The organism is Pseudocolwellia sp. AS88 (assembly GCF_030551755.1).
In the GTDB taxonomy this organism is placed as follows: Bacteria; Pseudomonadota; Gammaproteobacteria; order Enterobacterales; family Alteromonadaceae; genus Pseudocolwellia.
This window is the reverse complement of record NZ_JAUPEC010000001.1, coordinates 236018-261828: the sequence shown is the minus strand read 5'-3', so window position 1 is coordinate 261828 and position 25811 is coordinate 236018. Positions and strand designations below refer to the sequence as shown.

General features: G+C 35.5%; 22 protein-coding genes. 6 read left to right on the top strand and 16 right to left on the bottom strand.

What is annotated here, in order from left to right; genetic code table 11:
• Window positions 1-251: 251 nt before the first annotated feature.
• From Q5N69_RS01115 to Q5N69_RS01105, 3 genes are all read right to left on the bottom strand, one after another.
• On the bottom strand, window positions 252-788 hold the full coding sequence (locus tag Q5N69_RS01115) for a hypothetical protein (protein WP_304366813.1): 537 nt from the start codon (window positions 786-788) through the stop codon (window positions 252-254).
• Window positions 789-806: 18 nt separating this feature from the next.
• Window positions 807-3098 carry a YHYH protein gene (locus tag Q5N69_RS01110; protein WP_304366812.1) on the bottom strand — a complete coding sequence of 764 codons (2292 nt, stop codon included), beginning with the start codon at window positions 3096-3098 and terminating at the stop codon, window positions 807-809.
• Window positions 3099-3530: 432 nt separating this feature from the next.
• Entirely contained in the window at window positions 3531-5474 is a 1944-nt protein-coding gene (locus Q5N69_RS01105) for a S9 family peptidase (RefSeq protein WP_304366811.1), read from the bottom strand.
• A gap of 288 nt (window positions 5475-5762) precedes the next feature.
• On the opposite strand from Q5N69_RS01105, the gene Q5N69_RS01100 reads away from it, so the two are divergent.
• Complete coding sequence (locus tag Q5N69_RS01100; RefSeq protein WP_304366809.1) at window positions 5763-6056, top strand: DUF3817 domain-containing protein; 294 nt, start codon at window positions 5763-5765, stop codon at window positions 6054-6056.
• Window positions 6057-6171: 115 nt separating this feature from the next.
• Here Q5N69_RS01100 and Q5N69_RS01095 read toward each other — a convergent pair whose 3' ends face one another.
• The 4 genes from Q5N69_RS01095 to Q5N69_RS01080 form a co-directional block, all read right to left on the bottom strand.
• Window positions 6172-7353 (bottom strand): cystathionine beta-lyase, encoded by a 1182-nt coding sequence (locus Q5N69_RS01095; RefSeq protein WP_304366807.1) that lies wholly within the window; start codon window positions 7351-7353, stop codon window positions 6172-6174.
• Window positions 7354-7521: 168 nt separating this feature from the next.
• Window positions 7522-8610 carry an MBL fold metallo-hydrolase gene (locus Q5N69_RS01090; protein WP_304366805.1) on the bottom strand — a complete coding sequence of 363 codons (1089 nt, stop codon included), beginning with the start codon at window positions 8608-8610 and terminating at the stop codon, window positions 7522-7524.
• Between the two features lie 227 nt (window positions 8611-8837).
• A complete protein-coding gene (locus Q5N69_RS01085) occupies window positions 8838-9350 on the bottom strand; it encodes a type II secretion system protein (protein WP_304366803.1) in 513 nt (170 codons plus the stop codon).
• A 279-nt stretch (window positions 9351-9629) separates the two neighbouring features.
• Window positions 9630-12080 (bottom strand): DNA polymerase II, encoded by a 2451-nt coding sequence (locus Q5N69_RS01080; RefSeq protein ID WP_304366801.1) that lies wholly within the window; start codon window positions 12078-12080, stop codon window positions 9630-9632.
• A 214-nt stretch (window positions 12081-12294) separates the two neighbouring features.
• Here Q5N69_RS01080 and dinG point away from each other — a divergent pair, with 214 nt between their 5' ends.
• Window positions 12295-14373 (top strand): ATP-dependent DNA helicase DinG, encoded by a 2079-nt coding sequence (gene dinG, locus Q5N69_RS01075; protein ID WP_304366975.1) that lies wholly within the window; start codon window positions 12295-12297, stop codon window positions 14371-14373.
• Window positions 14374-14446: 73 nt separating this feature from the next.
• Here dinG and Q5N69_RS01070 read toward each other — a convergent pair whose 3' ends face one another.
• Entirely contained in the window at window positions 14447-14719 is a 273-nt protein-coding gene (locus Q5N69_RS01070) for a TIGR03643 family protein (RefSeq protein ID WP_304366799.1), read from the bottom strand.
• Window position 14720: 1 nt separating this feature from the next.
• Entirely contained in the window at window positions 14721-16037 is a 1317-nt protein-coding gene (locus Q5N69_RS01065; RefSeq protein WP_304366797.1) for an AarF/ABC1/UbiB kinase family protein, read from the bottom strand.
• A gap of 396 nt (window positions 16038-16433) precedes the next feature.
• Here Q5N69_RS01065 and Q5N69_RS01060 point away from each other — a divergent pair, with 396 nt between their 5' ends.
• Window positions 16434-18833 carry a DUF1566 domain-containing protein gene (locus Q5N69_RS01060; RefSeq protein ID WP_304366796.1) on the top strand — a complete coding sequence of 800 codons (2400 nt, stop codon included), beginning with the start codon at window positions 16434-16436 and terminating at the stop codon, window positions 18831-18833.
• Window positions 18834-18987: 154 nt separating this feature from the next.
• Here the strand turns inward: Q5N69_RS01060 and Q5N69_RS01055 are convergent, their stop codons facing one another.
• Complete coding sequence (locus Q5N69_RS01055) at window positions 18988-19428, bottom strand: MarR family winged helix-turn-helix transcriptional regulator (RefSeq protein WP_304366795.1); 441 nt, start codon at window positions 19426-19428, stop codon at window positions 18988-18990.
• 94 nt (window positions 19429-19522) lie between these two features.
• On the opposite strand from Q5N69_RS01055, the gene Q5N69_RS01050 reads away from it, so the two are divergent.
• Window positions 19523-19918 carry a hypothetical protein gene (locus tag Q5N69_RS01050; RefSeq protein WP_304366793.1) on the top strand — a complete coding sequence of 132 codons (396 nt, stop codon included), beginning with the start codon at window positions 19523-19525 and terminating at the stop codon, window positions 19916-19918.
• Between the two features lie 173 nt (window positions 19919-20091).
• Here the strand turns inward: Q5N69_RS01050 and Q5N69_RS01045 are convergent, their stop codons facing one another.
• The 3 genes from Q5N69_RS01045 to Q5N69_RS01035 all read right to left on the bottom strand — a co-directional run bounded on the left by Q5N69_RS01045 (window position 20092) and on the right by Q5N69_RS01035 (window position 21220).
• Entirely contained in the window at window positions 20092-20340 is a 249-nt protein-coding gene (locus Q5N69_RS01045; protein WP_304366791.1) for a DUF3297 family protein, read from the bottom strand.
• 128 nt (window positions 20341-20468) lie between these two features.
• A complete protein-coding gene (locus tag Q5N69_RS01040; protein ID WP_304366789.1) occupies window positions 20469-20900 on the bottom strand; it encodes a hypothetical protein in 432 nt (143 codons plus the stop codon).
• Window positions 20901-20944: 44 nt separating this feature from the next.
• Entirely contained in the window at window positions 20945-21220 is a 276-nt protein-coding gene (locus Q5N69_RS01035) for a putative quinol monooxygenase (protein ID WP_304366787.1), read from the bottom strand.
• A 561-nt stretch (window positions 21221-21781) separates the two neighbouring features.
• On the opposite strand from Q5N69_RS01035, the gene Q5N69_RS01030 reads away from it, so the two are divergent.
• Entirely contained in the window at window positions 21782-22474 is a 693-nt protein-coding gene (locus Q5N69_RS01030) for a VC0807 family protein (RefSeq protein ID WP_304366786.1), read from the top strand.
• A 153-nt stretch (window positions 22475-22627) separates the two neighbouring features.
• Here Q5N69_RS01030 and Q5N69_RS01025 read toward each other — a convergent pair whose 3' ends face one another.
• From Q5N69_RS01025 to pdsO, 3 genes are all read right to left on the bottom strand, one after another.
• Window positions 22628-23041, bottom strand: coding sequence for a hypothetical protein (locus tag Q5N69_RS01025; RefSeq protein WP_304366785.1), 414 nt, complete (start codon window positions 23039-23041; stop codon window positions 22628-22630).
• A gap of 136 nt (window positions 23042-23177) precedes the next feature.
• Window positions 23178-23714, bottom strand: a complete 537-nt coding sequence (locus tag Q5N69_RS01020) for a peroxiredoxin-like family protein (RefSeq protein ID WP_304366783.1) — start codon at window positions 23712-23714, stop codon at window positions 23178-23180.
• A 280-nt stretch (window positions 23715-23994) separates the two neighbouring features.
• Window positions 23995-24804 carry a sortase-associated OmpA-like protein PdsO gene (gene pdsO, locus Q5N69_RS01015; RefSeq protein WP_304366781.1) on the bottom strand — a complete coding sequence of 270 codons (810 nt, stop codon included), beginning with the start codon at window positions 24802-24804 and terminating at the stop codon, window positions 23995-23997.
• 235 nt (window positions 24805-25039) lie between these two features.
• Here pdsO and pdsR point away from each other — a divergent pair, with 235 nt between their 5' ends.
• The gene (pdsR, locus tag Q5N69_RS01010) at window positions 25040-25786 is read left to right on the top strand and encodes a proteobacterial dedicated sortase system response regulator (protein WP_304366779.1); all 747 of its coding nucleotides are present in this window, start codon (window positions 25040-25042) and stop codon (window positions 25784-25786) included.
• The last annotated feature ends 25 nt before the right edge of the window (window positions 25787-25811 follow it).

Below are 25811 nucleotides of genomic sequence, written 5' to 3'. Positions count from 1 at the left end.
GGGTTCTCTGTTCTTTAAAATCATGGTTTTATGCTTAGTAGCAGTATTGCATATTGATGGTAGCCTTAGCCATTCAAACTACCTTGAATTTAAGTAGTTCACACACTCTGAAACCGATTGTAAAATAATAGTGGAGATGAATACCTAAAGTTAAGGTTTTGATATAAGAAAGGCCTATTTAAATCCGATGGTAACCCCCTTGTTAAATAAGCCAATTTTATATAGCTGATATTGCTTAATATTATAAGTTTTTAAAAAATCATCTTAGCCGTATCGCCAGCACTCACTAATTTATACTGAGGTTTAACAAAACTGGTATGCACTGCCCCTAAGCTTTTATGAAATGAAACAGAGAGTTCAGATACCTTTGAAAAGCTATGTCTTGCTTGGAAAATAACTTCTCTGGTGTCAGCATCATTTTTATCTACAACTCCTCCTATGTATGCTGTATCAACACTTATTGGCTTTCCATTTACCGTTAAAAGCATCTTTTGTTTAAGCGCATTAACAATAAAGCTTTCTTGTTCACTAGCATTTAAATTCTCAGGCATTACGGCATCAATATCGCCCAACAACCAAGCCTGATCACTTTGTAAAGCAGAGCTAAAATGCTCAAGATCGGTATACATTTTCACTTCAACTTGCCCATCTCTTAGCACAACTTGTGCTGTTGTTTCATTTAAAACATGAGCGTTTGAAGCAGTACTAACAGTAATAAAACAACCAAGGCAAACAAACATTAAAGCACGCAAGTTTTTTGCGTATTGCAATTTTCTAACTAAAAACATTGTTATTCTCCCGGTTATTTATTTCTGTTGAGATTCAGGTTGTTCAATGGTTGCTCGGCAGATTAATGTATTTACAGTTTCAAGATCATCGCCCCAAATTATTTGAGCATTTTCATTCCAAGTTATCTCGTTATAACCATCTTTTGGCCCTACCGACGCAGTATCATGTTCAGTTGCATTAGCCCAAGATGAATCATCAAAATCAGCCTTTAACCAATTGTTAGGTGCTTCTTTAGACATGAAAGTACAATAGCCTTCACCAGCAACAGGATTCGACTCTTGTTCACATAACTTGTTCAAAGGTGCTCGATGAAGTACTTCACATTTCCAGCTGCTATCTGTAACAGAAACAACTTCATTAATATCTATATCAGTTACTTGCATAATAAAACCGCCATCACCCATTTGTTGGTTTCTGGCACCTATGTACTCTAACCCTGAATCATTTTGCTTAAAGTCTTTAATAATCAAATTAAGCTGAATAGGATAATCTTCAGAAAAGATAACTCTTTCTGCATTAAAAGAACGCTCAGTGGTTATAGAGACTGAATCTTCAATAAGAAGGTTTTCGCCAACATAAGCAGCAAACCAGTTGTCAGCCCATGCTTCTAGCTTAAAATGGTGTTCACCTGAAATGTTTGGATTTGTAGAATTAACAGTCACTAATGGCGTCAATACATTTTGCTTACGCTTAGGTTCAGACTTAGGTCTGTCTTCTTTCTCTGTAGCTAAATTTTTCGCTGGTTCAGCTTTTGCTTGATCACTGTTTCTGCAAAAAGTGCCTTCTTCAACTTTGCCACCATTGCTAATAGTTTTTTGTGTAAAGTCATAACAGCTATCACCCTGCTTTGATGGTGTATAAGTCGTAAAATAATCTTCACCTTGATATGAATAACGCATAGTGCGGCTGCCATCTTTTGACACTGTGTGAGTTAAGTTTTCAACACCACCTGCAGGTGGACGAAGATCAGCTCTTATTCCTTGCGTATCGCCACTTAATGGAGCAACTCTAGGTAATTTCGATGTATCAACTTCGCCAACTAAACACTGAATAATGTATGGTGGTGTAGGTGATGTTTGGTATCGATATCCAAAAGTATCATCTTCTTGTCCGTTACATACATCTAAATCACCTTGTGCGATAGCACTACCATCTGGATTTTTGTCCCCATAAAGTGGGTAGCCATCGTACGCCCAACCAATAATGGCATCGCTTTCTTGGTTTTTCATGGTATCGATCATACATGTAGGTGACACATGATAATGATAATCATCCCCTCGACCAGAATGACCACCACAATTATCTAACTGCCCTAGCACTAAAGTATCGTGTTTAGCATCGTATTGACTAACATCTAATTCACCTTGTGATGAATAATCATAAATAGGTACACCATTTACAGCAACGCCAACAGCAGCATCAATAGTCGTTAATGTATCGGCTTTCTTAGGTTCGAGTTTAATCGGTGCTGCATAGCCTTCAGCAGGTACGGGAATTTGTTCATTAGTTCCGGTAATGCCTGTCATCATTTCATGATCAGGATAGGTAGAAGATGCAATGTAAGCATAGGTTTCATCACAAATCACATCAACATTTTTATCAAAACCGGCGTCACTTACCGACTGTTGAATTGTAGTGCAACGAACAGAATCAATATGTTTAGACAAATCAGGTTGAATGAAAGGAGCTGGCTTAGGTCTTTTTTCAGTTCTTTGCTTTGAACTCTGACCATCCCGCTCATAGCTGACTGTAAGTTCAGCAGAATCTAAAGTGATGTTTTTCATTGCTGCTAACAGAGTGTCTTTATCTACTTTCGCATGGTTGTTAGAAACAGTAAGTTCAGCTAAGTCATTAGACAAGTTTACTGGCTCAGATAATGCGTAAAGTGTGTAGGTATAACTTTTCACTCTAGGACCTTTAGAGCATGGTGGCGCATATTCGTTTATATCGTTAACACTATTACTACCCAATAAACCGAGTGTTTCACCACTATTTATTTTTGTGGCATCCCTATCGATGTTGTACATCGTCCAGTACCAATGAATACCGTCTGGAGCGTTATGATGCATAATCAACGCATATGATTGAGTTGCTTCAGGTGCCCCACTCCAATTAAAGGGAGGATTAATACTTTCGCCATCACACGTATAAGTGATAGGTAATTTACCACCATCTACCATAGCTGAGCTCGCTAAAGTAAATTCATTAGTATCGCTATATTGCTGAGTTAGTTCAGTACCTTCATTACACGCACTTAGCGATAAACCACACACTAAAGCTAGCGAAAGTGTCCACGTATTTTTCATCATTTAAAACCTCAAAATATTATACTTAAACAGTAAGAATTAAACGTCAAAAATGAAACGTCAAAAATTTATTGTGAATAACCTCAACTCGGCTTAATAAAGTTTAACTAATTGAAAATTAATGTTTAATTTTTATTAATTCACTATAGTGTGATAGTTTTTCTTAATTCAAGGCAAATTTACGCGTCAATAGCTAGCCTATTGCAAGTGAATTTAACGAAGAAGTTAGTAAAAATAGTCACTATAGAAAAACTTATTAAGTCGAGCTGAGGTTGATTAGTTTAACGATGAAATGTAGGGAAATTATGTAGTTTTAGATATTTTCGTGATTTTCTTTGAGCTAATAGTAAGAATTAAAAGAATAGAATTTAAAAAGGAATGAGAAAAATGAAAGGAAAGCGTTAACACTTTCCCTATATGTGTTTTTAGTAAAAATTATAATAAGTGTTTATTTAAAAAAGTATCAATTGCCATTAAAGTTTTTAGCCTTGATTCATTTCTCAAAAAGCTATGGGGTTCGTCTTTTATTCTTAATAACTCAACGTCTTTCTTAGCATCTTTTAGGGCATCATAAAAATCTTCAGATTGTTCAGGAGGTACTATTCTGTCTCGGCTGCCGTAAACCAATAATACAGGGATTTTAACTTTATCAACATGATTTATTGGTGAAATAGATTTAAGAAATGCAGCATCTAAGTTTTTTCTGTTGATAACTTCCTGCCAATAACGATACGTTGAACTATCTTCTCCATAATTTTTCCTTTCAAAATCTAGCATTTCTTCTATATCACTTAGGCCATTAATTGAAATCGCACACTGATATAAATCAGGCGTCATTGTCGCGCCAGCTAATGCCGCATATCCACCATAGCTCCAACCCATAATACAAACACGTTCGAGATCGATTTTACCTTCTTTACCCAATGCAGTTATGGAATCAGTTATATCATCTTGAATTTTCTGACCCCACTCACCCCGACCATCTCTTAAGTGAGTAGCACCAAAACCTTCAGACCCTCTAAATTGTGGTTGTATCACCAAAATACCGCGACTGGCTAAATACTGAGAAAGCCAATCAAATCTAATTTTGTCATAAGATTCAGGTCCACCATGAGGCATAACAACAGCAGGAAGCTTTTGTTTTTTACCAAAGCTAGCTTTAGGGTAAGTAAGCAACGTAGGAATTTTATAACCATCACGAGCGTTATAACTATATTCTTTTACTGGATTAACAATGGCAGCAGAAATGTTAGGTCGTCCAGATGCAATAAAACTAAAGCCATTATTAGCAAATAGTAAATATTCACCTCCTTGTTCCCCACCCTCTATTTTGAAAATAATATTTTTCCAATCAGGTGTATGATCAACCATAGTAAAATTATTTTCAGGTAAGGCATTTTGTATAGCTGCAAAAGTTTGTGTTAATTTGTCATCAAAAAACGCATAACTTGATTTAAATCCTGAATATTCAACGCCATAAACTACTCGCTGAAGATCGCTAAAAACGCTTTCTACATCTGCATCATCTCTAGAGAAAATAGGCTCAGAGACAGTCCCATCTTTTAATGACATAGTAAAATATTGTCTTCGATCATTTTCCCCTGTCATTGTCATCACTAAAGATTTTCTGTCTGGCGTTAAGCCTACAAATGAGCGATGCACAAATGGTGTATTTTCTGAAAAAATGTCAAGCCATTTTCCATCAACATAACTTTGGACTCTATGAAGGGCATCTTTTTGGTTATAACGCTCTCTAGCAAGAGGTTCACCTTTTTCATCAACAAAAAAATCAATTGCATCATGGGTTCCAATGCGGAGGTGCCGAGGTGTTCTTTTAGTTTCAAGACTCACTTTCATTAGAGTATAAACTGGACCTTCACCAAAGCGACTCGCTCCAGCCAACTCACTATAATAAGCAGGCATATAAGCAGACTTTTTATCAGGAGATAAACCAACAATGGTGCCAACATTAGTTTGCCCAGTGTAAATTCCATGGCCTGGTATTAATATTTGTCTGGTTTCTTTTGAACGTAGATCATAAATAAAGGCCGCACTAAAGTTATTCTTATCTCTAAAACCAATCACTTTTTTATATTCAAATGCTCTCATGATTACTCTAAAATTATCAATAAAGTAAACTTCTTGAGCGTTTATTCCATCTAAAGCTAATCCACCTAAAGTTTTACCCGTTGCTATATCTTTAATCACTAGAATATTACGATCGTTTTGTATAGTTTTATAAGCTATTCTTGTGCCATCAGGTGACATTGTCATTAAGCTTATTTCAGGATTATTAGCATATAGTTCGAGTGGTGCTAGAGGCTCTTCGGCAATTGAGGTGAAACTTAAAAGAATAGATATGAGTAATATGTAGCGCATTTATAAGTCCTTTTTTTATTATAATAAACATTAGTATATATAAAAATCACTCTACAACCAATCAGCCTAATAGTATGTTAATACTCTATAATTCAAGTTACTTTATCCTTTTAAATTATCTATCCTGCTATTCATTTGAATCTAGTTATATAATTTTCTAAAGAACAAATACCTCGAATATTGTTCTATAAATATGTATCTTCCCTTAACAAAAGTCATTATCCCAAATTCAGTTTATGTTAAAATTTTCACCATAAATAATAGTTTCAATGAAAAAATAGGTTTTAAATGTTAAAAATTTTTAGAGGAATTAGTCTAATAGAAGGACTATCTTTTCTACTAATCTTATGTGTAACGTTAAACATTATTAGTAGGGATTTTGTGCAAGTATTAGGGATGGGGCACGGTGTATTATTTATGATTTATATCGTATTTGCTTTTCTAACATGGCATAAAGAGAAATGGTCTTTCCTAACCTTTATTCTTATATTATTAGCTTCCTTGATCCCTTTTGCCTTTATAGCTGTTGAAGTGTTTGTGCAAAAAGAGTTAAAAAACAGTCATAAATCAGAAGTAGCTTGAACTCAATTTAATGAATGTTCTTTTAAGATGAATTCAGATTAAGTATAAAAAAACCAGGCACTTAGTATCTGGTTTTTTATTTATCGCGAAAATTCTAGAGGGTAATTAATAGTAGCTAAGCTTGATCTAAAACCGCATTAAAGCGCTCGAAGCCTTTGCTTAAATCTTCAATTAAATCATCCGCATCTTCTAAACCAACATGTAATCTAATTAATGGGAATTCGTATTTCCATTTGGTTTGAGTACGCATAGATTGCACGTTCGAAATAGCTAAAATTAAGCTTTCAAAACCGCCCCACGAATAGCCCATTTTAAAATGCTCCATATCGTCAAGTAATGCAGTAATTGCAGCTTGTGTGCCCTTGTTTAATACAAACGAAAATAAACCATTTGAACCATTAAAATCACGTTCAAAAAACTCATGGCCTGGGCATGAAGGTAAAGCAGGATGAAGTACCGTTTCAACTTCTGGACGAGTCGCTAGCCATTTAGCAATTTTAAGCGAGCTGGCTTGATGCTGTTTTAATCGAACACTTAAGGTACGGATGCCACGTAACGCTAAATATAAATCGTCTGGCGAAGTACACTGCCCCATGATGTAACTGTTCTCACGCACTTGTGGCCAGTATTTTTCAACAGCTGTGGCTGTGCCCAACATAACGTCTGAATGGCCAACAATGTATTTAGTCGCCGCTTGTACTGAAATATCAACACCATGTTCGAAAGGCTGGAAGTTAACCGCTGCGCCCCATGTATTATCAAGCATTACAATACAACCATGTTTATGTGCAACTTCAGCAATACCTGGAACATCTTGAATTTCCATAGTTATAGAACCTGGCGACTCTAAAAATATCAGACTCGTATTTTCTTGAATAAGCGCTTCAATACCTTTACCAATTAACGGATCATAATAGGTAGTAGTAACGCCCATCTTAGCAAGAATTTTTTCACAGTAATCACGTGTTGGTTCGTAAGCGTTATCAACCATTAAAATGTGATCACCCGTTTTAACAACCGAAATAATAGCGTTAGTGATAGCTGCGGTTCCTGAAGGATATAAAGCACAACCTGCGCCGCCTTCAAGTTCAACCATAGCATCACTAAATGCAAACGAAGTCGTAGTGCCGCGACGTCCATAAAACAAGGTTTGATTGGTTTTATTAACCGCAGCCTCTTTCATTTGTTTAACCGACTCAAATACTACGGTTGAAGCACGTTGTACAGGTGGATTTACCACACCGTTTGTCCATTTTGCAGCGCGTCCTGCTGATACGACTTTTGTTTCAGTTTTCATTTATATGATCTCACTTCTTTAAAGCTTATAGCTATCTAGCCATCTATAATGTATTTATAACCTGATTAGATCAAAGGTGCACGGAATTTCTGACAATAACTAAGAATACTTTAACGTTAATAACTGAGCTAATACTCAAACCATTAGCTCAGTCACACGTAAAATAAACTATTTCCACCAATGCTCAGTAAATATAGGCTTCTTCAAATCTATAATTTCACCAAACCTTGGTGTACTTAAGGTAACTTTCTTTTCTTGAGATATCTTTAAAATCTCATTTAATGGTTCATCCCACTCATGAAAGGCTAAATCAAAAGTACTGTTGTGAATAGGTATTAAAACTTTAGCCTTAAGGTCTTGATGAGCTTGTACTGTTTGAGCTGGAAACATATGAATAGTTTTCCAAAGATCGTCGTAAGCTCCATTCTCCATAAAACTTACATCAAAAGGCCCATATTTTTCTCCAATAATTTTAAATCCATCAAAATACCCCGTATCGCCACTAAAATAGAGTTTATATTCGTCTAGTAAAAAGACCCAAGATCCCCACAATGTATCATTCTTATCCCAAAGTGTTCTTCCTGAAAAGTGCTGTGATGGAGTAAAAGCAACAGTAAATTCTCGATTGTTGTAATCTGAGTTATCTATAAAATCGACCTCTTGCCACCAAACGAATGTTTGAATATTAGCTTTCGAAACTCCCATACTCGCTAAGTTTTCATCAACGCCTTCAGGTACATAAAAAAGTGTTGTGTCGTTAGATAAAAATTCAATAGTGTCGTTATCTAAATGGTCATAATGATTATGTGAAATAAACACCTTATCGACTTTTGGTAAATCTTCAATGCTAATTGCCGCAGCTTCAAAACGTTTTGGTCCAACAAAAGAAACAGGAGATGCACGTTCGCTAAACATAGGATCTATCAGCCAATATTTACCATAAACTTTCATTAGAATGGATGAATGACCAAGCTTAACGACGTAAACGCTTTCATTACCAAGCGCATCTAATTGAGCTCTTTTGAGAGGCTGAACATATTTATCATTTGGTACTTCGTTATTACGATCTTGAATTAATGAACGCTTAAAAATAGATAAACCAACCGACAAACTCGATCGATTTGTAGAATCATCCCCTGAAATTTCATTACTATTTTGGGTAGCATTTGCATAAGCTGAATCAGCTTGATTTGAAGAGCTACAAGCAATAAGAATGATGAAAGCTAATAAGCCAACGATTGTGCTTAGTTTTTTCAATGATGTTAAACCTATGATTTTAAGTTTGAATTATTTACTGAAAAAGATTCATAAAAAACAGAGAGATTGTTAGTGATATTTACCATTGAACCACAAATGCAATAAAACACATTTATCTGTTCAAGACTTCACGTTATATCAGCTTCAATCTTCCATGAGATCAATAGAGTCGACCTTAAAGTGGTGAAAAACACACATAAATGTTTTTTAAAGATGCCAGTAGATCATTAACAACCATCTGTAATATATGTCACGGTTGGTGAGAGACCAGCAGCTGTAGGCGGCGTGTAAGTCAAATAACAGTTAGTTCCTGTAATCGGTATATTATTATTAGTAATGCCACTAAAAGTAACAAGGGATGAAGAAGTTAAAACGAAAGCGGCATGATTAGATCTATCCCCATAAGCCCAATCGTCTCCTAAATCCAAAGCATTGGCTATTCCACCTGTTCTGTCACCACTAGGATAACCATATATAACGGCAACATCAGTAATGCCATCATTATCCAAATCAACATCGGCTGTGGCCTGGTTTTGTACGCCTTGAATAATTGATTTGGCGTACACAAGCTTAGAGGCTGATAAAATATTTCCTCCCACAGACTCTAAAACAGATTCGTTAGCATCGGAAGTAAGATCTATGAACTTTGGTGCTGCGGTAGCGGCTAAAATACCTAGAATAACAATAACGACTACTAGTTCAATTAAGGTAAAACCTTGCTGTTTCTTTTGATTATACATCTATATTAATCTCTATATATTTTACTGAAGAAGTGTTTGTTCGGCGCAGAAGAGACAAGGATCCATTTAATCTAAAAGCAACGAGACTATCAGAGTTATAATAGCTGTGGTGCTAAGGAGATCAAGCTTTTCTTATTTTTTGTAGTATTGCGTAATACCGCGGCAGTAAATAAATTAAGGCTTTAATTTCGTGAGTTATCAATATTTCCTATTCAAAAATAGTGTTAGTTTGAAGTTAAAATTACCTGCATAACTTTAAAACTAGTTATTTCATCAACCCTAAAACAACCCCATTTGCTTATTCGTTACTTCGTTAAAACTCGATCCAACAAAAGGTAAAATACCATCGGCTACCGCTTCTAATTGTCGGTCTATATAAAACTGATAATCTAACGGTGCAGTTAAGTATTCTTTAGCCTGTGGGCCGTTTAAGGTGATGTAGTATTCGATCCAACCTTTGTTTTGATAGCGTAAAGGTTTGCCTTGCTCTTGATTGATCATATCAGCCAAGCGTGCGGCTTTTACATGCGGAGGAACGTTTTTAACGTATTCATTTAAACGACGGCGTATACGCTTTCGATATATCAATTTATCATCAAACTCCCCTGCTAAGGTACGCTCTACAATATCGAGTATGTATTCAGACGTTGGTTCATCATTAAAAACTTTTAAATACAAAGCTTGTTGAAATTCTTTTGCGAGCTCTGTCCAATCTGTTCTTACGGTTTCTAAGCCTTTGTAAACCATTTGCTGACGTTCAACGCCTGTTTCTTTGTCAAGTACTAATATCATACCTGCGTAGCGCTTTTTGGTACCTACATCTAATCCTCGGATTGTTGGCATTAAAAATTTACTGAAGTGAGTTTCAAACTCAATTTCTAACTGGCTATGCACGCCATGTTCGTTTAGCAGTAGATGATCCATCTTAGTGTTAATCAATTTTTGCAGTTCTTTACCTAAAACAAGACATTGCTCTTGGGTTTTGTCTGAGCCAACATGTACAAATATAGAATCTGTATCACCATAAATCACTTTATAACCTTCAGTTTCAATCCACTTTGATGTTATTTTTAACAGCTCATGACTACGTTTGGTAATTGAGCCTGCTAAGCGTGGATCGAAGAATCTACAGCCCGTAGATCCTAAAATTCCATAGAAGGAATTCATGATGATTTTTATTGCTTGAGATAAGGCAGCGTTTTTATCAATTTTCGCTTTATCACGCTCTAACCAAAGAGATTGAATAATATCAGGTAAGAAGTGTTTTTCTCTTGAGAAATAAGCACCGTCAAAGCCTTTTATTGGATTATTGCGTTGATGTTTGTCGTCTTCTAAGCCTTCAATTAACCCCATAGGATCTACATTAAAGGTACGAATAATACTTGGATATAGGCTTTTATAATCAAGCACTAAAACGTTGTCGTATAAACCAGGTAGCGAGTCCATAACAAAACCACCTGGCGAAACTAAACCCGACTCACCATCCCTCATATTTGGCGCGACGTAACCACTTCGATGCAGCTTGGGTAAATACAAATTCGTAAAAGCGGCAACCGATCCGCCAATCCTATCTATAGGCAATCCTGTTAGTTGAGCACGTAATATGGCAAATTCAAGCAGCTGTGTTTTTTCAAAAATCAGCCATACTAAGCGGCAATCTTCAAGGTTATAAATAGCGAGATCTTGTTTATTGTTGTGGAAGTTATCGGTGATTTCTTGAACACGATTATCAACGTCTTTTACTTTTTTACCGGTATTTAGTAGTGTATTTGATACATTTTCGAGGGAGAAGCTCGGAAAGTTATAAGTCGCTGTTTTTAATAAGTCGATGCCATCAAGTACGACTCTGCCCGCTATTTCTATAAATTTTTGGTCGCTGTTAGCATTTTCTCGCCAATAAGGTTCACTGCCATCTCTGCCGATTGATAATTTAATACCGAGTAAGTCGCAGCGTTTTTGAAACAAACTAAAATCAAAGTTAATCACGTTCCAACCGATCATGATGTCGGGATCATAAACCCGTATCCATTCAATAAAAGCACTTAGTAAAGCTGATTCAGATTCCACCCAGTGAATATACTCAAGCTCGGTTGCTTCTGGCTCGCCAATCATAAATACGCAATTTATATCTTTACCGTTTTCTTTTGCATATAAACCTATCGAATATAGCTCACCTTTCATCGAGCATTCTAAATCTACTGAAACCATAGTTAAGGCAATATTTTTATCCGCTTGGTGATACGGCAAAGCTTTACATTTTGCTTTTGAATACGCTTTGTAATTGGTCGTGTTGGTTTGATCTGAAGTTGTCTGAAAGTTTGCTTTTTCCATACCAATAAAACTTAAGTTAGCGGTAATAAAGCGTTCCATTAAAAAGCGATCATCAGGCCTAAAATCGTCTTCATAACATTTAATTTTGTGGTGTTTTAATCTATCGCGTGCGGCATAAAAATCTCGCATAGATTTAAAATAAATGCCTGTAACAGGTTCTTGAGTAAACGTTTTTAGCTGTAAAGGTGAGACTTTTTCAACTTTAATTGAAGCATCGTTTAGTACTTTAATCGCTTCATCTTGTTGTAACTGAGTAACAAAAAATACTGATAGCTCATCAAGTACTTCTAATTTCACAGCACCAGTGGCTGTTTTTAACCATAAAGTAATACAAGTTCGTCCAAAACGATCTTGTGATTGACGAGTTAAAATGAAACCTTGGTTAACTTCTTGCGGCACACTCTTGTTTTTTGAATGCGGATATACGCTAGCATCTGAACTTAAAGAAACATCAGTTGATGAATCAAGTGATGAAGCAGCCAGAGTGCTTTTTGAAGAATTATCTATTGAATTACTCGTCATTACTAAAAAGAATACTCGAAAAAGGCACAGTAAAACTGTTAATATATACAGCAGTGTAAATGATACCGCCCATTATGGAAACCTCCTTCACATGTTAAGTGACAAAATAAAGCAAGTTATACGCACCAGCTATAAAGCCATTGGCGAAAATATGACGAACTTTAACCCGCGTAAACAGCAAACCTTTTTAATTGCTGAAATAGCTAAAACCCTTGCAGGCGAATACGATAAAAACCGAAAAATTATTGTTATTGAAGCAGGTACCGGTACTGGTAAGTCACTAGCATATTCATTGGGCTCTATTCCATTAGCTTTATCTCGCGATAAAAAAGTATGTATTTCAACCGCTACTGTTGCCCTGCAAGAACAGTTAGTCGATAAAGATCTCCCTTTTTTGAAAAAGCACTCAGGTCTCGATTTTTCATTTACCTTAGTTAAAGGTCGCCAACGTTATGTTTGCCGACAAAAATTAAGTGCTGCCGTTACTAATGGTGACGACCCACAAGCTGGGTTTACTTTCGCACAAAAACCAAGTGCTACCGATGTTAGAATACTCGCCGAGATGCATAAAAAGTTGGGCGACAATAGCTGGCAAGGTGATTTAGACTCATGGCCAGATAGTGTTCCTCATTATATTTGGCAACAAGTACAATGCGATAAACATAGTTGCTTAAAACACCTAGCTGAACACACACATTGTCCGTTTCATAAAGCCCGAGAAACGATGGATATGAGTGATGTATTAGTTATAAATCACAGTTTATTATTAGCCGATTTAGAACTAGGTGGTGGTAAAATTTTACCTGCACCTGAAGACGTTTTCTACATAATTGACGAAGCACATCACCTTCCAAAAGTTACGCGTGACCACTCTAGTGCCAGTGTTTCCGTGAAGGGAGCTATAGAGTGGCTAACTAAGCTAAAAGAAACTGGCGATAAGATGGCTAAGCTCATAAAGTCGCAACGTGCTATTTCTCCGGCTCTAAAATTAGGTGACGATTGCCAAGATTTATTAGTTGAACTGCAAAAAGTTTATACCTTTATCGAAAATAATAAAGAAGCCTACTTCCCTAAAGAAAAACAGTTTCGATTTGAAAATGGCATCATTCCAAAATCGTTAAAAAACTGGTCTGAAGACATTAGCGAACTCAGCAAAAAATGTTTGGCTCATACCAATAAGCTTTATAACTTATTAATGGAATCTACCAAAGATGGCGAAACCCAAATGTATTTGGCTGAACCATTATTAGCTGAGTCAGGATTTATGCTCCAACGACTTGAAAATCTTCATTCTCTTTGGCAGATGTACGAAAAAACAGATAACGAAAAAGGTGCGCCTTTAGCACGTTGGGTTGAAATTTCAGAAGGAAAACGTTCCGATTACGTGCTTTCAGCTTCACCTATTGAAGTTGGTTTTACCCTTGAAGATAACTTGTGGAGCAAATGCGACGGTGCAGTTTTATGTTCAGCCACTATTTTAGCGTTAAACTCTTTTGAACATTTTAGATTTCAAGTCGGTTTACAAAACAATGATGGTACGCAATACCAACAAGTAAACTCCCCTTTCGATTATCAAAATAATGCTGAATTAGTCATTCCGGTAATGAAATATGAACCCAGTGCCGATCAATTTACAGATGAACTTATAGAGAAACTCCCTGAAATCATTGATCAAGGATCCTCTACATTGGTATTGTTTTCATCTTATTGGCAAATGGAAAAAGTCGCTGCAGCTTTACGTGAAAGCAACAAGTTAGACATTCAGGTGCAAGGCGAACAGTCACGCCAGCAGATTATTGAGATACATAAAAAGAATTGCGACAGCGATAAACAAAGCATTATTTTTGGTACGCAAAGTTTTTCTGAAGGATTAGATTTACCTGGTAAATATCTAAACAACTTAATAATTACCAAACTACCTTTTTCCGTACCAACCTCACCCGTTGAAGAGGCTCAAGCAGAATATGTTACCGCTAAAGGTGGTAATCCATTTATGTCGTTATCAGTACCTGATACCTCTAAAAAATTAGTTCAAGCAACAGGTAGATTATTAAGAAATGAAAATGACGAAGGCACTATTACCCTACTCGACAGACGTGTAGTAAGTAAACGTTACGGTAAACAGCTGCTCGATTCATTACCACCTTACAAACGCATCGTAAAATACTAGCTAATACAGAGTTAAAGACTTACAGCTAGCTGTAGGTTCATATCGGCTAAAGTAAATTGCTAAAGCTAAAAGCTTATCGACTTTTAGCTTTAGTGGCTGATTTTACCTTATACTGGCTTGGACAATGAGATCGGCCTATGACTTCAGAACGTAATTTTAAATGTTTACTTTTTCGCCCTGAAACTCTAGCTCGCCAATTTTTAAACGTCTTATGTTTTAATGTTTGTCTCATCAAACCAATAACCTGAGGTTCGGTTAATCCATATAAGGTTTCAATAGCTTCAAAAGGCGTACGATCTTCCCAAGCCATTTCAATAACTCTTGATTTTTCTGATGGGGTTAACATATCAATATCTTTGTTTAGTCGCATATTTATCAAATAACCTGTGTATATTAATATTGGCTTTTAACTTTGCAGCAAGTAAATATAAGCCAGCCAATTTTCGATGAATAAATACGGCATCAATCGGTGGTGTATGCCATTGTTCTTGTTGTGTGTTAATTAACATCCCTTTTTCTTTAATTCTTTGGGCTAAACCACTCTCTGCGAAATTGTAATTTTCGTTAATAATAAGTGGCTCACATGCCAACCTAAACAGTCCTAACACTTGATTTAAATAATCAGGATCGATGTCATCTTGGAAAAATCCAATATCTTTAGCGGCATTCACCATTCCACTCTCATCATTTTTAACACCAGAATTAATTAATACTAAATAGCCCAAGCTAATATCATGTGGAATTTTACGTGTAGCGCCAAAATCAAGTAATACAATTTTACCTGACTCTATTTGAAACAAATAATTAGCAAAGTTAGGGTCTGTCTGCATTAAGCGGAATGAAAATAATTCTTCAAAAAACAACGCTATTAAAGATTCAATAACGCTATTTCTAACGGTTTGATCTAATGCCGCTACCTCGTCAATAGGAACGCCCTCAATATAGTTCATCACTAAAATGGATTGAGTTGATAAATCATTATGTACTTCGGGTAAAACGAATTCTTTAAGTGTTAGCGTATCGCGGTATTCATTAATGAAAGCAGCCTCTTGTGTGTAATTGGCCTCCATAAGTAACTGCGCTTTAGCTTCTTCAAGGAGTGGCTCAATATCAATATGTTTTGGTAGTAAACCAGACATTTTCAATAATAAAGCGACATTATCTACATCACTAGATATTGCTTTTGAAACACCTTTATATTGCACTTTTACCGCCAGTTTTTCTCCATTGTCTTTATGTGCAATATGTACCTGACCTATTGATGCGGCAGCAAAAGGCTTTAAATCAAAATAGCCAAAACCATCCAGCCAGTCCTTTCCCCATTCAGCTTCAAGTACTTGTATAAGTTGTTTATGAGGCATAGGGGAAGCATTCGAACGAAGTTTATCAAGTAATTGACTCAGGGCTGGTGGTAATAAATCGCCAGCATCCATCGATAAAATTTGCCCAACTTTCATGGCTGCACCACGTAATTCTGACAGCTTATCAGCTAAGCTTTCTATATTCTTAGGTTGAACCAGCAAGTCTTTTACTGTGGTTGATTGACCTTTAGACCATTGTTTTGCACCATCAACAAGTATATTACCTGCAACTTTAGAAACCATTGAGCCCAAGCTGGTTAATCGAGACAATCTTGAAATAGGAACAGACTTTTCTTTTTTCACATCAACTTACCATGTCATGCATTTATTATTTATACGATTAGATTGAATGCTTTGATCACTTTAAAAGTTAAATATAAATTCAGTCTTAACAACAAGAGACTCTTATTAAAATCCTCAACTATTTACCCGTGTAAAATACCGAGCAATTTTTACCACCCCCCAAATATTTGATGCTGCTTCAATCGTCATAACTTCAATCAAATTAAAAATCATTGTTAACATTCAGCAGGTATTAATCTTCACGCTATAAAATAGCCTAAAGATTTGTAAATTCGCCTAAGAATACTCAGCTGAATTTGTACAATGACTTTATTATGTTCATACCACTTTAAGATCAGAAGTTAAGGTGGCATGAGTATTTAACTCCATAATGGTTAATCAAAGTTAGGTTTTACTATGAAAAAAATAATCACTGTATTGCTCTTATCAACATTACTGCTTTCAACAACATCACTCATTAATATGGCTAAAGCTGCAGATAAACTTACGGCTACCATTATTGGTTCAGGCTCACCTATTTATAATGAAAACAGAGCCAGTGCCAGTACTTTGGTTTCAGCGGGTAATACGCATATTTTGGTAGACATGGGCAACGGCACACAAGCTAATTTGAATAAGTTAGGTTTTGATCCGAGAGACTTATCAGCACTAGTTTTTACTCATCATCATCTTGATCATAACGAAGAGTTTGTTCCTATGTTTATCCGCTCCCTTTTAGGAAGAAATAGCTTTTCTATTATAGGACCACCAAACACCGTTAAGCTTGCTGAATCTAATTTAGCGCTTTATAACGAAGATATTTCATACCGCCTCAGTAAAACTCAACGCACTTTAGCTGAACGTGAAAAAGCTTTTGATGTAAGAGATTTACAAGGTGGTGAGTCATTCAAAATAGATGACATTCTTGTTACTACTCTACAAGTTCCACATACTATCCATACCATTGCTTATCGCTTCGACTATAAAGGTCAATCTATTGTAATTACAGGTGATCTTACTTATTCAGACGACTTACCTACTCTTGCTAAAAATGCTGATTTTATGATCATTGATTCAGGCGGTATGGTAATGAAAGATGGTCGTCAAAAAAACAAAGGTAAAACGGAGAAAAAATCATCTAATAATAAAGACAATAGCAACAGAAAGAAGAAAGGTAATGCGCACCTTAACCTAGCTGAATCAAGCCGTATGGCTAAACAAGCAAATGTTAAAAACTTAGTTTATACGCACTTCAATTCTACACTTGTTGATACGGCTGCAAGCTTGAAAGAAATTGAAAAAAATTACCGTGGTAATGTTATTTTTGCTGAAGATTTAATGGTAATAAACAAACAAGCGGCTAAAGCATCAGCACCTCGATCATCAGCTATAAACTCTGCCCTCCCTAAAATAGAAAACATCTACACCATTGTTGATTCAGGACAACGTATTTCTTACAGCAACAATAGCGCTATTTCATTGCCTAAGCAGGGAGCTGATTTTTTCGGTCAAGACGCTAGTTATATTATTAACCCACCTTCTTACACTGACAATCAAAATGGCACAATTACAGATAACGTAACGGGACTTGTGTGGCAAAAAGACATGGGAGAAAAACTTACCTTTGAAGAAGCCTTACAAAAAGTTAATAGCACAAATACAGGAGGTCATAACGACTGGCGTATACCTAACATTAAAGAGCTTTATTCTTTAATTCAATTTTCAGGCACAGTTAAAGGTGACAAAGCACTAACTCCTTTCATCGACACGACTTACTTTAATCAGCCCATTGGCGATACTAGCTCTAAAGAGCGAGAGATTGACGCTCAAACATGGTCGAGCACTGAGTATGTTGCAAAAACCATGAAGAACGACGAAACGGTTTTTGGTGTTAACTTTGTAGATGGCCGTATCAAAGGTTATCCAAAATATAATCCTCGCAGTTCAGCGCCTAATAAAATGTACTTCAGGTTTGTCAGAGGCAATACCGACTATGGCAAAAACAATTTTGTAGACAACAACAATGGCACAGTGCCAGATAAAGCAACGGGCTTAGTTTGGCAGCAAAGTGACAGCCTTAAAGGTTTAAACTGGCAACAAGCACTGCAATACGCTCAAGAATCAACATTAGGTGGCTTCAACGATTGGCGCTTACCTAATGCCAAAGAGCTACAAAGTATTGTTGATTATACGCGATCGCCAGAAACATCAAACTCAGCAGCAATTGATCCTATCTTTTACACATCATCGATTAAAAATGAAGGTGGCGAAAAAGATTATCCATATTACTGGAGCTCAACAACTCACCTTGATGGTCCAGTGCAGGCCGAAGGTGCTGTATATGTAGCTTTTGGTAAAGCTTTAGGTGAAATGCGTGGAAAAACTATGGACGTTCATGGCGCAGGCTCACAGCGTAGTGATCCTAAAACAGGTGAACCAACATCGAGAGGCCCACAAGGCGATATGATCCGAGTAGACAACTATGTTCGTTTAGTAAGAGGTGGAAACCTTGAAATAGCCACAGGCGAGCTACAAGAAAATAGATATGAATATACCAATATCACTACCTCAACTACTGGTTATGCTACTGCAAATGAAGCGAGTAATACAAAAAGCAATACACCAAGAAATCAAACAACAGTTAGAAGTACTCATGGTAATAAATTCATCAACCGTTTTGATAAAAACAACGATGGGAAAGTTGATTTATCAGAGTTTAAAGCTGGTGAAACTCGCTTCAATCATTTCGATAAAAATAAAGATGGTTATATCAGCGCAAGTGAAGCCCCAACTGGACCACCTAAGAATGCTCGTTAATTGGCTTAGTTAATTAAATTAGTTAAGTTTGATTGTTTTAACAGAAAAGGAACTTATGAGAATAAGCTCCTTTGCTGTTATAAATTACATTGGTAAAAAAAACGCATGACGAAGTATTTTATTTTTCCGGAAGTATTTTAACAATAATAGCTACTTAGCCATCAGATAACTTTCTTATTGTGGTCTGTATCTTATTAAGATTATCAACGGTAGTAGTAATAACATTATTACCAAGTTTTTGATTAAGGATCTTATCCATGTCTGCCAACAGCTGCCTTGCATCAGACATTAACAATTCACCCGTTTGAGTAAATACAATTTTCTTTTGTTTACCTACATCATCTAGCTGCTCTAAATACCCTGCTAAACATAATTCTTTAACAGTTTTAGCTGCCATTTGACGTGAAACACCTAAGTTTCTGGCTATTTCTGACGCGTAATTAACGCCGCATTCTAATGTGCTTAAAAAGCTTAATGCTGAAGGTGATGCAAATTTATAACCTTTTTCTTTTAAAGCATTGGATAAATATTTTGATATTAAATCATTAACTTGGCTAGCACCAAGAGCCAACTTTAGAGACTGACTTTCTACCATTGGGGTGCCCTTTCTTGTCAACCTTGTTGACATAATTAACTCTCTACTTTAATCTCCTCACGTCTATGTCAACCTAGTATACATGAGAGTAAATATGTTCACACTTAAAAACGTCTTAATAGCAAATGCCATAAGTTGCATAATATTTGGATTGATATTTATATGCTTACCAATAAAAGTCGCTGTCTTTTTAGGAAGTGATACCCTCTTCCCTGAATTGATATTACAGATTCTAGCTGCTGTATTAGTATTCAATGGGCTTCATTTAATTTGGGCTTCATTACAACAAACACCAAACAAATGGTTAATATTGTACTTCTCATTTGGTGATTTTTTATGGGCTATTGGCTCTAGTGTTTTATTGCTTATGGGATTATGGATAACAACTATGGCAGGTATTATTAGTACTATATTAATCGCTCTAATGGTTACAGTATTTGGCATTATGCAAATAATAAAAAGAAGAGAAATATGTAGTATTGAGAATTAACTATTAAGAAATATATTTAAAGAAATTAACTACAAAAAACAAGTATCTTATTAACCCTTTGAGTTAGAAGGTACATACATTAGACAAAAAAATACCCAGTATCGAAGCAACTCGTTACTGGGTATTGTGTTTTTAGTTGAGCTAAATTCTAGCTAAAACTTCTCAGGTATTGATTACTTATAAAAAGCTTCAACAGTGCCTTTAAGTTTTATCAACATTGGTTGTCCGCGACGATCTAATGCTTTAGGTGAAGGGATTTTTACCCAACCTTCGCTGATGCAGTACTCTTCAACATTGAAATGTTCTTTGCCGTTAAGTTTAATACCAATAGAGTGCTCAAAAATTTCAGCTACGTGATGTGGGCTGCGAGGATTCCCCGAAAGTTGATCTGGTAAAGCCGGTTTTGAATTAGTGTCGGTCATTTTAACGTTCTAACGTAAATAAAAAAGTGCGTTATTGTAGACAATAAAATCATAACGCTCAAGAAAGACAGTCAAGTTTAGAGGATAAATATTCATACTAACAACTAATCATTATCACTCAGCCATAATTAAACAACTCTTGTTGCTAGTTTAATATGCACCGCAAACAAAGGCTCATCACCTATTAATTCAGCGGTATGACCATGAACTTCATTATTAAAAGTTTCATTATCCTGTAGATAGTCTTGAGCAACAAACATATCACCTGCTGAAAAGTCCCGGTAATCACCATTTCGCAGTGTCATACGTAAAGTACCAGAGCGGACAATAATAAGAGTAGCATCACCAGCCACATGCCAAGTACTGAAATAACCAGGTTCGCTCATACGATGACGGAAATTTTGCGCTTCAATTCTGTCGGTAATAAATAAGCCGTTATAATCTTCTATCGAATACTCTATGTCGTTAAACACTGAATAACCTGTAATTTTTGTTGTTTTATTATCTTTTTGCTTTTCAACCAATGGTGAGTTTAATACTGGTAGGCTAATAGTTTTCAATTTAAATTACTCTAAAATATAGGGGGAAACGGTTAAGTTAGTTACTAGCTATCTATTTCATATTCATTAACTTGAAAGGATTCTACCATTGAAAACAGATTATTTTCTGGAATAGCGACTCTAAAAGCATCTAAAGCTTCAAGTGAATGCCATTTTTCAAAGATGTTTACTCTATTCTCTTCTAAAAGATCGGGAGACACAGAAAAATCTTCACAGCTTTGATTATCTCGGGCTATTGATACTGATTCGAGAGATTCAATAATAAATCTATCACGTAATCCTTCTTTAATAATGAGTTTTCCTGCAACAATAATTGGCATGTAATGTCCTGAAAATAGATAAATAACCTGAGCTTGATTTGATATTTTTCTAACAGCTACAGTAAAGGTAAAACTAAGATTAATAACAATTTAAATGAGTTAAAAACATCTTAAACTGGGTTCAACTTAAATAGTACATTTTAGCATTTTATAGCATCAGTATCTCATAAACTATACTTTATAATAAAGACGCTAAAAGGGTTTGTTGGTATCTTACTGTGGAGTTTAAAACAGATTTAATCGTGGCGTGAGTTGTATATAATAGTTATCTTCAGCTTTGTTTCTTACGTCGCCCTACCTTCAGTATAAATTCAGTTGTATCTAATTACTGAACACAAATTATAGAAGCAAGTGAGTAAATTAGTTTTTAATGACTCTAAAAGGCTATACTTGTCTGAAATTTTTAACTTTGAATGAACTAGGTGTTATTTTGTGTTTAAGTAAAACTTCTGTAAAAGAAATATCAAAAGATCACTGAGCCCTATTTAATCGATAAAAGTTCATAATAACTTAGCTTAATAAAATCCCAATTAAATTTAAAACACAGAGTAGAAATAAATAATGACCGCGGAAAAACCAAAAAACAAACCCTTCGTAGAAATCATTTTTAATGTAGCTTTACCCTCGTGGATTCTAATGAAGTTCTCCACTCCTGAGTATTTCGGTGTTGTTGCAGGTTTGATTATAGCTTTGTCATTTCCGCTTGGGTACGCTATTTATGATTACCTAAGAACTAAAGAGATGAATCTAATATCTGCATTCGGTTTTTTTAGTACCTTATTAACAGGCGGAATTGCATTATTTGAGTTAAGTGTACAGTGGTTAGCCATAAAAGAAGCATCTATACCTACGCTAATAGCATTATTCACAATATTTACGGGGATGTATGGTAAGCCATTAATTGCAAAGCTATTATTGAATGAATATATGTTTAAGGTAGGACTTGTATATGAAAAACTTACTGAAAACGGTAAAACAGATGTATTTAGAAACAAGATAGGTTTTGCTAACAAATTATTAGCATTAACATTCATTTTTTCTGCGGTAATGAATTATGCACTAGCAAAATGGCTTGTAACAAGTCCTGCGGGAACCGTTGAGTTTAATGAAGAACTTGGTCATATGACGTTGATGAGCTACCCAATTATTGTAATACCCTCAATGTTAATGCTTGCTGCTCTTATGTACTATGTTTCAAGAGTAATAAAAGATTTAACAGGTTATAAGCTCACTGAGTTAATGGTAGAACAATAATCATTTATAAAAACAAGTTGATTTAAATCGGGTTTAATCGTGAACACGAGTTATAAGTTGCAACATAGATCAAGTACATATTTTATTGAAAAATAATAAATAAAAAAGCACTGAGCCTTAGATTCAGTGCTTTTAATATTTTTCACTTAAGATTTAGTTAGTCCAGCGACCAAATAAGTTTCTTTGTGGTCGACCTCGTACTTTATTACCAAATAAGTACGAAATTGGAATAGCAATCATACCCACTAGAGCGTGCCCATAAAAGTCGCCATAATCAATATGACCAACCAAAGCCATTGCCATATTAAGAAAGTAAGCGGCATAAGCCATATCGCGTAAATCGTTATATCTATGACTAACAATGATCAAAATAGTGGCTATTTTTAAATAAGCTAATGGATAAACTAAATACGTTGGGTATCCAAATGCAGTAAAATATGCTGCCTGCGCATCATGTATTACATGATAAGAAATAGCAGCAAAGGTTAATAAAAATAAAACAATACCTGTACTTAGCCAATATACTATTTTAACAAATAAATTCGGCTTACTCTCTGTGTCTGTCATGTTAATCTCTTGTATGTGAAAAAATAATTCATTACTTACAAGATATTATGTGCTTTTATTGAATCAACATTCAAGATAAAGCTTTGGTTTTATCTATCAATATTAACCAAGCAGACTATTTATCTATGCTGATTTATTAATAATCTAATGTACCGCGAATTGGATAGTTTTTTTCAGGATCTCGGATAAAACCAATTCCGTTAATAACAGACATAAGATCAGGTCTTAAGAAAGGTGCATTTGAAATATCAATTAACTGTATTTGTTTAGACTCGTTTATAACGAATAAACCCGGTTCTGCAAATGGATGGTCGGTTTCTGCTTCTGATCTTGGGTTAGAAATATATAAGCCTAGTGTTTTCATTTGATCAAGTGTTAAGTCATAACCTACATCAAAACTAGGATTGATTTTGTTAATTTGAGTATGAGCTTGCTCTTCGGAGTCTGCAGACATAGCAACAACGCCAACACCAACTTCTTTGAACTTAGGTAGTAATTCATTTAACTCTGTTAGGTATTGCGTACACTTAGGACAATGTTGCCCTCGATAGACCACCACTAAAAGCCAATCGAAATCTCCTTTAGGGTTCAAAAAGTCTATCTGACCGCCATCAAGTTTGTTCACTGATAATGATGGAAATTTTTGGCCTGCACTTAACTTATGATTTGTCATTTAACCGCCTTTATTGTTTGTTGTACTTAATAAGGTGATGCTAGATAAGCCATTATCAAGCTTATGAAATAAACAATTACAAAGTTAAAAGTTTTTCTAGTTTGTAACAATAAAAATTCTAGTTGATCTCTCAACTAGAATTTTTATATTCGATTTATCTCCGCCGAAATAAGCTCTATTGAATGTATTGTAGTCGACTTAACTTACCTCCTTAGAGCATTTTATATTCTGCTAACCCGTCACCAGAATATTTTAAAATCACATATGGTATAAAAAGCATCTAAAAATTGTGCGCTGTTTGCTCTTCTTCTGTGTGATGTAACTTGATCACTACTCTTCTATCGTAGAAGCTTATTTCTTTATCTTTGCTTGCAACTACTGGCTCTGATTCACCAAGAGCAAAGATTTTAATACGGTCGCTTTCAACGCCACCATCTATTAAAGCGTTTTTAACTGAGTTGACTCGCGCTAACGATAACGCATGATTTAAAACTTCATCACCTTGTAAATCGGTATAACCCGACAAATCTACCGACAACTCTGGTGATTGCTCTAACATTTTAGCTAGGGCTATTATTTGTTGTTGATAATGTGGCTTAACTTCGCTTGAACCTGTTGAGAATTGTAAGCTCATTAATAAATTTTCAGCTTGTAATTGCGCTGATTGTTTGTAGTTACTTTCTAACGATAACAACTCAGCTTGGTAAGATTGCTCGGTTGCTTGCAACGATTTTTGATGTTGTGCTATCACTTCATCTATATTTTGTTGTGTGCTCGCTAAAGTAACTTCTAAATCTTCAATGGTGTTGTCAGCATTTACATTTTTAGCAATCAGGCTTCCCACTAAACCTGCCACAAATGCACCAACGGGGCCAGCAACAACAGCGCCAATTAAAGCACCTGAACCAAATCCTATTTCTACGTTTGTATTAGCTTGTTCTACTTTTTCTTGTGGGGTTATTGCAGTATTTGTTTCATCAAAGGCATAACTTGGTGCTGCCATTAATGAGCCAATAACTAACAAGCTAATAGCTGATTTTCTTGAGTTAAATAATTTAGTGCTTTTTGAGTTTATACGTAAAGAGTTCATGTTTATTTCCTTCAGTGATTAAGTTTGTTTTTAGTTTCAACCGAATAGCTTTATTCGTTTGGTGTAGCTATTAAACAAAACAAGTCAGACTAAATACCGACGTAAAAAAGGAAAATCAAAGAACAAATGTGGCAACAATATGGCAATATCAATAAAAGCGCGAACTTAGCGGAATAATTAGATATATTTACCTCATAAAAACAGGCTTAGTTTAAATACAAAGGTAAAGGAATAAATGAGTAAACGTATTGCGATAGTTGAAGATGAAGCAGCCATAAGAGAAAACTATGCTGATGTGCTTCGTAGCCAAGGGTATCAAGTACAAACTTATGCCGATCGTGACAGTGCGACACAAGCATTTACTTTACGCTTGCCACATTTGGTTATTTTAGATATTGGTTTAGAGGAGGAATACGATGGTGGCTTTATTTTATGTCAGTGGTTAAGAACCCTATCAACGACTTTACCGATTATTTTTCTAACGGCTCGTGATAATGACTTTGATACGGTTTCAGGATTACGAATTGGTGCTGATGATTATTTAACAAAAGATATTAGCTTACCTCACCTAAGCGCTAGAATTTCAGCTTTATTTCGTCGTCAAAATGCAATGAAAGAACCTCAGCAAGTAGATCATCTAATAAATGTTGGTTCAATGACAATAGACAGCCAACGCATGAGTGTGATGTGGAAAAATCAACTAATTGATTTAACCATTACAGAATTTTGGATGGTTTACGCTTTGGCTAAGCATCCAGGACATGTGAAAAACAGAACTCAATTAATGCAAGATTCTAATATATTTGTTGATGACAGCACTATTACTTCACATATAAAACGTATTCGTAAAAAATTTATAAGAATAGATGCCACTTTTGATTACATTGAAACGGTTTACGGCATGGGTTATCGCTGGAATGAAGACTTACCCACTAATACTAACAACACAACAAATAATGCAGGTTCAATCCATAATGCTTAATAAAGTGAGCAAACAAAAATTAAGC

Bases quoted from the DNA above. Each gene is read 5' to 3' on its own strand.
- Q5N69_RS01115 (WP_304366813.1), bottom strand. From the start codon at position 788: ATGTTTTTAGTTAGAAAATTGCAATACGCAAAAAACTTGCGTGCTTTA.
- Q5N69_RS01110 (WP_304366812.1), bottom strand. From the start codon at position 3,098: ATGATGAAAAATACGTGGACACTTTCGCTAGCTTTAGTGTGTGGTTTA.
- Q5N69_RS01105 (WP_304366811.1), bottom strand. From the start codon at position 5,474: ATGCGCTACATATTACTCATATCTATTCTTTTAAGTTTCACCTCAATT.
- Q5N69_RS01100 (WP_304366809.1), top strand. From the start codon at position 5,763: ATGTTAAAAATTTTTAGAGGAATTAGTCTAATAGAAGGACTATCTTTT.
- Q5N69_RS01095 (WP_304366807.1), bottom strand. From the start codon at position 7,353: ATGAAAACTGAAACAAAAGTCGTATCAGCAGGACGCGCTGCAAAATGG.
- Q5N69_RS01085 (WP_304366803.1), bottom strand. From the start codon at position 9,350: ATGTATAATCAAAAGAAACAGCAAGGTTTTACCTTAATTGAACTAGTA.
- dinG (WP_304366975.1), top strand. From the start codon at position 12,295: ATGTTAAGTGACAAAATAAAGCAAGTTATACGCACCAGCTATAAAGCC.
- Q5N69_RS01070 (WP_304366799.1), bottom strand. From the start codon at position 14,719: ATGTTAACCCCATCAGAAAAATCAAGAGTTATTGAAATGGCTTGGGAA.
- Q5N69_RS01060 (WP_304366796.1), top strand. From the start codon at position 16,434: ATGAAAAAAATAATCACTGTATTGCTCTTATCAACATTACTGCTTTCA.
- Q5N69_RS01055 (WP_304366795.1), bottom strand. From the start codon at position 19,428: ATGGTAGAAAGTCAGTCTCTAAAGTTGGCTCTTGGTGCTAGCCAAGTT.
- Q5N69_RS01050 (WP_304366793.1), top strand. From the start codon at position 19,523: ATGTTCACACTTAAAAACGTCTTAATAGCAAATGCCATAAGTTGCATA.
- Q5N69_RS01045 (WP_304366791.1), bottom strand. From the start codon at position 20,340: ATGACCGACACTAATTCAAAACCGGCTTTACCAGATCAACTTTCGGGG.
- Q5N69_RS01035 (WP_304366787.1), bottom strand. From the start codon at position 21,220: ATGCCAATTATTGTTGCAGGAAAACTCATTATTAAAGAAGGATTACGT.
- Q5N69_RS01030 (WP_304366786.1), top strand. From the start codon at position 21,782: ATGACCGCGGAAAAACCAAAAAACAAACCCTTCGTAGAAATCATTTTT.
- Q5N69_RS01025 (WP_304366785.1), bottom strand. From the start codon at position 23,041: ATGACAGACACAGAGAGTAAGCCGAATTTATTTGTTAAAATAGTATAT.
- Q5N69_RS01020 (WP_304366783.1), bottom strand. From the start codon at position 23,714: ATGACAAATCATAAGTTAAGTGCAGGCCAAAAATTTCCATCATTATCA.
- pdsO (WP_304366781.1), bottom strand. From the start codon at position 24,804: ATGAACTCTTTACGTATAAACTCAAAAAGCACTAAATTATTTAACTCA.
- pdsR (WP_304366779.1), top strand. From the start codon at position 25,040: ATGAGTAAACGTATTGCGATAGTTGAAGATGAAGCAGCCATAAGAGAA.